Origin of the sequence: Streptomyces sp. NPDC026673, from assembly GCF_040638135.1 — a bacterium.
Lineage (GTDB): Bacteria > Actinomycetota > Actinomycetes > Streptomycetales > Streptomycetaceae > Actinacidiphila.
On the sequence record NZ_JBEZXR010000005.1, the window covers coordinates 261137 to 269004 of the forward strand.

Sequence of the window (7868 nt, forward strand, 5' to 3'; positions counted from 1 at the left end):
GAGGGGAAACGCAAGGTGGCAACGTATGCGGTGGTCTGCGCGGCGGAGGCCGGGGCGACCGCGGAGGCAGTGGCCCAGGGGCCGGTGGGCGGCTGGATAGCCGGGGGCGAGGGCGGCACCGAGGTGCTGTTCGACGCGCCGGAGACCGAAGGCGAGGGCCTCGGCATCAACGACGTGGTGCCGGCCGGGCGGGAGCTGGCCCGGCGGCTGGACACACCGGCCGTGGTGCTGGTCGGGACACCCCAGGTCGCGTACGCGGTGTTCCTGCGCCCGGACGCCACGGGCACGCAGAGCATGGTGTGGGCCGCGGACTGGGAGCCGCCCACCGACCCGGAGGAGTACGCGGAACACCGCGCCCAGTGGGACGCCCAGGCCGCCCGCTGCGCCGAGTGGTTCGGCCGGCCCGACGCGGCCGCCGCTCTCGCCGAGGTCCGCAACGACCCGCGGCCCGGCGAGGCCAAGCCCGGCACGGACGACCTGCTGCGCCAGGTCTGCGCGGCGCTCGGCGTGCCGTCCGCGACGGTCGGCGTCTCCTCGCTGACCTCGCCGGACGGCGTCGCCGACGCCGGTGTACCGGAGGACGCCGTGCGCGCCGAGGCCGCGCTGCCCGCCGGCACGGAGACGGCCCCGGCCAAGAGCTCCACGTTCCGTGCCGTGCGCGCCCTGGTCCTGCTCGCGGGCTTCTACCTGCTGAGCGTGGTCCTGCTCGCGGTGCTGGCCGGTGTCGACGTCCTGGTCGCCTCCTGGGGCGTGGGCGGGCTCACCGGCAAGGTGGTCATCGTCAGCTTCGTGCTCGCCATCCCGATCGTCCGCGGCATGTTCATGCTGCGGCGCCCCCAGGACGACGGCCCCGCGGGGGTCCCCGTCGGCGAGCAGCAGCAGCCCGAGCTGTGGGCGGCCGTGCGCGACCTCGCCGCGCGCTACGGCACCCGTGCCCCGGACGAGATCGTGCTCATCGGCGAGGTCAACGCCGCCGTGTCCGAGAAGTCCCGCCTCCTCGGCCTGATCGGCGGACGCCGCCGGATGTACATCGGCGTCCCGCTGCTCGCCGGGCTGACCGAGCGCCAGCTGCACGCCGTCCTCACCCACGAGCTGGGCCACTACGGCAACAGCGACACCCGGCTGTCCGCCATCACCCTGCGCGGCCAGGAGCGCGTCCTGCGGACCATCGCCCACTTCGAGGAGCGCGCCGCCCGCGCCCAGGGCAAGGAGCAGGCCAAGCAGGAGGAGCGCGCCGCCAAGGCGCTATCCAAGGGCCGCAAGGCCAAGGAGATCGACACCTCCGGCGCCGGCATCACCTACCGGGCGATGGCGGCGATCTACACGGCGTACGCCAAGTTCTACCTCCGCGCCTCGCACAGCGTCGGCCGGACCCAGGAGCTCGCCGCCGACCAGGCCGCCGTCCGGCTCGCCGGGCGGGACGCCACCGCCTCCGCGCTCCGGGAGATCCCGGTGCTGGGCGCCGCCTTCGACCACTACATGCGGCAGTACGCCGGCTTCGGGGCCCCCGCCGGGCTGCTGCCGCCCGCGGGAGAGGTCTACGGCGGGCTGCCCCGCTTCCTGGCCGACCCCGCCCGCGGCCGGGAACTCGCCCGGATGCGTGTCCGGCTGCCCCGCGAGCAGCGCTCCCCGTACGACTCGCACCCCCCGATCGCCGAGCGCGTCCGTCTCGTCGAGGCGGCGCCCGCCGACGTGCCGGGCACCGAGGCCGCCGGACCGGACCGCCCGGCCCTGGAGCTGCTGCACGACCGGGAGCAGGTGCTGATCGCCCTGGAGACGGCCACCCTCAGCGGCGAGGCCCAGGCGTTCACCCGAGTGGAGTGGAGCGCGCTCGCGGATCCGGCGGTGCGTCTGGCGCTCGCCGACAACGCCGCGCCGCTGCGCGCCGCGCTGTCGGCCGCCGGCATCGAGCCGAGCCTGGGCGCGCTGCTCGACGCCGCCGACGAAGGCCGCCTCCCGGCCCTCGCGCAGGGGCTGCCCGAGGGGGCGCTGCACCAGGGCGTCGCCGCGCTCGCGGGCCTCGCGCTCGCCGAATCCGGCGCCGCCCGCTGGGAACTGACATGGGATCAGGGCGTCCTCCTGATCCTGGCCGACGGTACCGACGAGGCGGAGTTCGGCGCCGCCGTCGACGCCCTCGCCGACCCCGTCGCCGAGGGCGGGGCGGCACCGGACACGGCGCCGCTGCGCAAGCTGCTCGCGTCGGCCTGAATCGCCGTCGGACGGGTCACCGGCCCCTCGCGCTCCGTGCGCGAGGGCTGGTGACCATGCCGGAACCGGGGTACTAACGAACAAGTAGCACCGGTCGGTAACCGACGCGAGGTGACGCCCCCATGTCCGCAGCATCCGCCCGCCCCACCGTTTCCGAACGCGAAGCGCGCCAGGTCGCAGAGGCCGCCCGCGAACAGGAATGGCGAAAGCCCAGCTTCGCCAAGGAACTGTTCCTGGGCCGCTTCCGGCTCGACCTGATCCATCCCCACCCCACACCGTCGACCGAGCAGGTCCAGCGCGGCGAGGAGTTCCTCGCCAAACTGCGCGACTTCGTCGAGACGAAGGTGGACGGGGCCTTGATCGAGCGTGAGGCGAGGATCCCCGACGAGGTCATCACCGGGCTGAAGGAGCTCGGCGCCCTCGGCATGAAGATCGATCCCAAGTACGGCGGCCTCGGCCTCACCCAGGTGTACTACAACAAGGCGCTGGCCCTCGTCGGGTCCGCCAGCCCCGCCATCGGAGTGCTGCTGTCGGCGCACCAGTCGATCGGCGTACCCCAGCCGCTGAAGATGTTCGGCACCCCGGAGCAGAAGGAGCGGTTCCTGCCGCGCTGCGCCCGCACCGACATCTCGGCCTTCCTGCTCACCGAGCCCGACGTGGGGTCCGACCCCGCGCGCCTGGCGACCACGGCCGTGCCCGACGGGGACTCCTACGTCCTCGACGGCGTCAAGCTGTGGACCACCAACGGCGTCGTCGCCGACCTGCTGGTCGTCATGGCCCGGGTGCCGAAGAGCGAGGGCCACAAGGGCGGCATCACCGCCTTCGTCGTGGAGGCCGGCTCCGAGGGCATCACCGTCGAGAACCGCAACTCCTTCATGGGCCTGCGCGGCATCGAGAACGGCGTCACCCGCTTCCACCAGGTGCGCGTCCCCGCCGAGAACCGCATCGGCCCCGAGGGCGCCGGACTGAAGATCGCCCTCACCACCCTCAACACCGGCCGCCTCTCGCTGCCCGCGTCCTGCGTCGCGGCCGGCAAGTGGTGCCTGAAGATCGCCCGCGAGTGGTCGGTCGCTCGTGAGCAGTGGGGCAAGCCGGTCGCCCGCCACGAGGCCGTCGGCGCGAAGATCTCCTTCATCGCGGCGACCACCTTCGCCCTCGAGGCCGTCATGGAGCTGTCCAGCCAGATGGCCGACGAGGACCGCAACGACATCCGGATCGAGGGCGCGCTGGCCAAGCTCTTCGCCTCCGAGATGAGCTGGACCATGGCCGACGAACTGATCCAGATCCGCGGCGGCCGCGGCTTCGAGACCGCCGAGTCCCTCGCCGCCCGCGGCGAACGGGGCGTCCCGGCCGAGCAGCTGCTGCGCGACCTGCGGATCAACCGGATCTTCGAGGGCTCCACGGAGATCATGCACCTGCTGATCGCCCGCGAGGCCGTCGACGCCCACCTGTCGGTCGCCGGGGACCTCATCGACCCCGACAAGGCGCTCGGCGACAAGGCCAAGGCCGGAATGAAGGCAGGCGGCTTCTACGCCCGCTGGCTGCCCAAGCTCGTGGCCGGCCCCGGCCAGATCCCCGGCGCGTACGCCGCCTTCCACCCGGCGGGCCACCCCGACCTCGCCGCCCACCTGCGCTACGTCGAGCGCAACGCCCGCAAGCTCGCCCGATCCACCTTCTACGCCATGTCGCGCTGGCAGGGCCGCATGGAGACCAAACAGGGCTTCCTGGGCCGCGTCGTCGACATCGGCGCCGAACTGTTCGCCATGAGTGCCGCCTGCGTCCGCGCCGAGATGCTCCGCACCCGGGGCGAGAACGGACGCGAGGCCTACCAGCTCGCCGACGCCTTCTGCCGTCAGTCGCGGATCCGCGTCGAGGAGCTCTTCGGCCGCCTGTGGACCAACACCGACGCCATCGACCGCAAGGTCGTCGACGGGGTCCTCGGCGGCTCCTACACCTGGCTGGAGTCCGGCATCGTCGACCCCTCCAGCGACGGCCCGTGGATCGCCGACACCACCCCGGGCGCCTCCCGCAAGGAGAACGTCCACCGACCGATCCGCTGAGCGGACCGGGGCCGCGTTCCCCGCGCACAGGGCACCGCCTTCCCGGAGGCGGTGCCCTCGCCGTCTCGGCGACCGGACACAATGGGGGGATGACGGACTCTCTCGCCGACCCGCACCTGCGGCTGCCCGGACCGGACGCGGCCACCGCCGCGCACGACGGCCCCCGCGACATCGTGATCCTGGGTTCGACCGGATCGATCGGCACCCAGGCCATCGACGTCGTCCTGCGCAACCCCGACCGCTTCCGGGTGGTGGCCCTGTCCGCCGCCGGGGGCCGCGTGGAGCTGCTCGCCGACCAGGCGCGGCAGCTCGCCGTCTCCGCGGTCGCCGTCGCGGACGACAGCGCCGCGGGCCCGCTGCGGGAGGCGCTGGCCGAGCGCTACGGGACCGAGCCCCTGCCGGAGATCCTGGCGGGCCCGGACGCCGCGACCGAGCTGGCGGGCCGCCCGTGCCACTCCGTCCTCAACGGCATCACCGGTTCGATCGGACTGCGCCCCACCCTGGCCGCCCTGGAGGCGGGCCGGACGCTGATCCTCGCCAACAAGGAGTCGCTGATCGTCGGCGGCCCCCTGGTCAAGGCCGTGGCCAAGCCGGGCCAGATCGTCCCCGTCGACTCCGAGCACTCCGCGCTCTTCCAGGCGCTCATGGGCGGCTCCCGCGCCGAGGTCCGCAAGCTCGTGGTGACCGCCTCCGGCGGCCCCTTCCGCGGCCGGGACAAGGAGGAGCTGGCCGGGGTCACCCCCGAGCAGGCGCTGGCCCACCCCACCTGGGACATGGGCCCGGTGGTGACCATCAACTCGGCCACCCTGGTGAACAAGGGCCTGGAGGTCATCGAGGCCCACCTGCTCTTCGACATTCCCTTCGACCGCATTGAGGTCGTCGTCCACCCGCAGTCGTATATCCACTCGATGGTGGAATTCACTGACGGCTCCACGCTGGCCCAGGTCAGCCCGCCCGACATGCGGATGCCGATCTCGCTGGGCCTCGGCTGGCCCGAGCGGGTGCCCGACGCCGCGCCCGGGTGCGACTGGACCAAGGCGGCCACGTGGACGTTCTTCCCGCTGGACGACGAGGCGTTCCCGGCGGTGGCGCTCGCGCGCCACGTCGGTAGCCTCGGGGGTACCGCCCCCGCGGTGTTCAACGCGGCCAACGAGGAGTGCGTGGCCGCGTTCCTCGCGGGCACGCTGCCCTTCACGGGCATCGTGGACACCGTCGCACGGGTGGTCGAGGAGCACGGCACTCCCGCGGAGGGAACCTCCCTGACCGTGGAGGACGTCCTCGAAGCGGAGAACTGGGCGCGGGCCCGCGCCCGGGAACTGGCTGCGGAACAGGCGACAACGGAGGCGGCACGCGTATGACGGGACTCATGTGGGCACTGGGGATCGCCGTCTTCGCGGTCGGCCTCCTGGTCTCCATCGCCTGGCACGAGCTCGGCCACCTCTCCACGGCCAAGCTGTTCAAGATCCGCGTACCGCAGTACATGGTCGGCTTCGGGCCGACGATCTGGTCCCGCCACAAGGGTGAGACCGAGTACGGCATCAAGGCGATCCCGCTGGGCGGCTACATCCGCATGATCGGGATGTTCCCGCCCGGCGACGACGGCCGGGTGGCCGCCCGGTCCACCTCGCCCTTCCGCGGGATGATCGAGGACGCCCGCTCCGCGGCGTACGAGGAGCTGCAGCCGGGCGACGAGACCCGGATGTTCTACACGCGCAAGCCCTGGAAGCGCGTGATCGTCATGTTCGCCGGCCCGTTCATGAACCTGATCCTGGCCTTCGGCCTCTTCCTGGCGCTCTTCATGGGCTTCGGCCTGCAGACGCAGACCACCACGGTCGGCTCGGTCTCGGACTGCGTCGTCCCCGCCTCCGACACCAAGGCCCTCAAGGCCAAGAACCCCTGCGCCCTCGGGGACTACCCGGCCGCTCCCGCCAAGGCGGCCGGTCTGCAGCAGCGCGACCGGATCGTGGCCTTCAACGGGGTGAAGGTCGACGACAGCCAGTGGACGGTGCTGCAGAAGGAGATCCGCAAGACCATCGGCCCCGCCACGATCACCGTCGTGCGCGACGGCAGGACCGTCGACCTCCACGCGAACCTGATCGCCAACAAGGTCGTCAAGACCGACGGGCACGGCGGCATCGTCAAGGACCAGTACGTCCAGGCCGGATTCCTCGGCTTCACGCCCGCGGAGGGCGTGGTGAGGCTGGACTTCGGCCAGTCGCTCGACCACATGGCCACCACGGCCGAGGACGGCGTCCGGTCCCTCGCGGCGCTCCCCGGCAAGATCCCGGGACTGTGGAACGCGGTCTTCAGCGGCGCGGAGCGCCAGCCCGACTCCCCGGTCGGCATGATCGGCGCGGCCCGTCTCGGCGGCGACATCTTCTCGCTGCCGCTGCCGGCCACGCAGAAGATCGCCACGATGGTGGGCCTGCTCGCCGGGGTCAATCTGGCCCTCTTCCTGTTCAACATGCTCCCGCTGCTTCCGCTCGACGGCGGGCACATCGCGGGCGCCCTGTGGGAGTCCGTCCGCCGGAACATCGCCAGGGTCTTCCGCCGGGCCGACCCCGGCCCGTTCGACGTGGCGAAGCTGATGCCCGTCGCCTACGTGGTCGCCGGCATCTTCATCTGCTTCACGGCGCTGGTCATGGCCGCGGATCTCATCAATCCGGTGCGTTTGACCTAGCCGCGATGTGAGGCGCGTGGGCGGCGTGACGTAATCTCGGGGATCGGAGCCCGCCCACGCCGCCGGGACCACGATCCGCGTACCTTTGGGGATGCCACGCACATGACCGCGATTTCGCTCGGGATGCCGTCCGTTCCGATCAAGCTCGCCGACCGCCGCAAGAGCCGCCAGATCCAGGTCGGATCGGTCGCGGTCGGAGGTGACGCCCCGGTCTCCGTCCAGTCCATGACCACGACCGTCACGGCCGACATCGGCGCCACGCTGCAGCAGATCGCGGAGCTCACCGCCTCCGGCTGCCAGATCGTCCGGGTCGCCTGCCCCTCGCAGGACGACGCCGACGCCCTCGCCACCATCGCCAGGAAGTCGCAGATCCCGGTGATCGCGGACATCCACTTCCAGCCGAAGTACGTGTTCGCGGCGATCGACGCGGGCTGTGCGGCGGTGCGGGTGAACCCGGGCAACATCCGGCAGTTCGACGACAAGGTGAAGGAGATCGCCAAGGCGGCCTCCGACGCCGGCACGCCGATCCGGATCGGGGTCAACGCCGGGTCGCTGGACAAGCGACTGCTGGAGAAGTACGGCAAGGCGACGCCCGAGGCGCTGGTGGAGTCGGCGCTGTGGGAGTGCTCGCTGTTCGAGGAGCACGGCTTCCGGGACATCAAGATCTCGGTGAAGCACAACGACCCGGTGGTGATGGTCAACGCCTACCGTCTGCTGGCGGCGCAGTGCGACTACCCGCTGCACCTGGGGGTGACCGAGGCGGGTCCGGCGTTCCAGGGGACGATCAAGTCGGCGGTGGCGTTCGGCGCGCTGCTGAGCGAGGGCATCGGGGACACGATCCGGGTGTCGTTGTCGGCTCCTCCGGCGGAGGAGGTCAAGGTCGGCATCCAGATCCTGGAGTCGCTGAACCTGCGGCAGCG

Annotated in this window: 5 protein-coding genes; all 5 read left to right on the plus strand. The window is 72.1% G+C overall.

The genetic code is table 11. The features are described 5' to 3' along the window. The first annotated feature begins 15 nt into the window (after positions 1-15). A complete protein-coding gene (locus tag AB0F62_RS06875; RefSeq protein WP_361792948.1) occupies positions 16-2208 on the plus strand; it encodes a M48 family metalloprotease in 2193 nt (730 codons plus the stop codon). Between the two features lie 122 nt (positions 2209-2330). Then, positions 2331-4268 carry an acyl-CoA dehydrogenase family protein gene (locus AB0F62_RS06880; protein WP_361792950.1) on the plus strand — a complete coding sequence of 646 codons (1938 nt, stop codon included), beginning with the start codon at positions 2331-2333 and terminating at the stop codon, positions 4266-4268. 89 nt (positions 4269-4357) lie between these two features. Then, positions 4358-5626 (plus strand): 1-deoxy-D-xylulose-5-phosphate reductoisomerase, encoded by a 1269-nt coding sequence (dxr, locus tag AB0F62_RS06885; protein WP_361792952.1) that lies wholly within the window; start codon positions 4358-4360, stop codon positions 5624-5626. Continuing rightward, positions 5623-6948 carry a site-2 protease family protein gene (locus tag AB0F62_RS06890; protein WP_361792954.1) on the plus strand — a complete coding sequence of 442 codons (1326 nt, stop codon included), beginning with the start codon at positions 5623-5625 and terminating at the stop codon, positions 6946-6948. The genes dxr and AB0F62_RS06890 overlap by 4 nt, the downstream gene beginning before the upstream one ends. 102 nt (positions 6949-7050) lie before the next feature. Further along, the coding region (gene ispG, locus AB0F62_RS06895; protein ID WP_361792956.1) for a flavodoxin-dependent (E)-4-hydroxy-3-methylbut-2-enyl-diphosphate synthase at positions 7051-7868 on the plus strand (818 nt) is incomplete at its 3' end.

Bases quoted from the DNA above. Each gene is read 5' to 3' on its own strand.
- AB0F62_RS06890 (WP_361792954.1), top strand. From the start codon at position 5,623: ATGACGGGACTCATGTGGGCACTGGGGATCGCCGTCTTCGCGGTCGGC.
- AB0F62_RS06880 (WP_361792950.1), top strand. From the start codon at position 2,331: ATGTCCGCAGCATCCGCCCGCCCCACCGTTTCCGAACGCGAAGCGCGC.
- dxr (WP_361792952.1), top strand. From the start codon at position 4,358: ATGACGGACTCTCTCGCCGACCCGCACCTGCGGCTGCCCGGACCGGAC.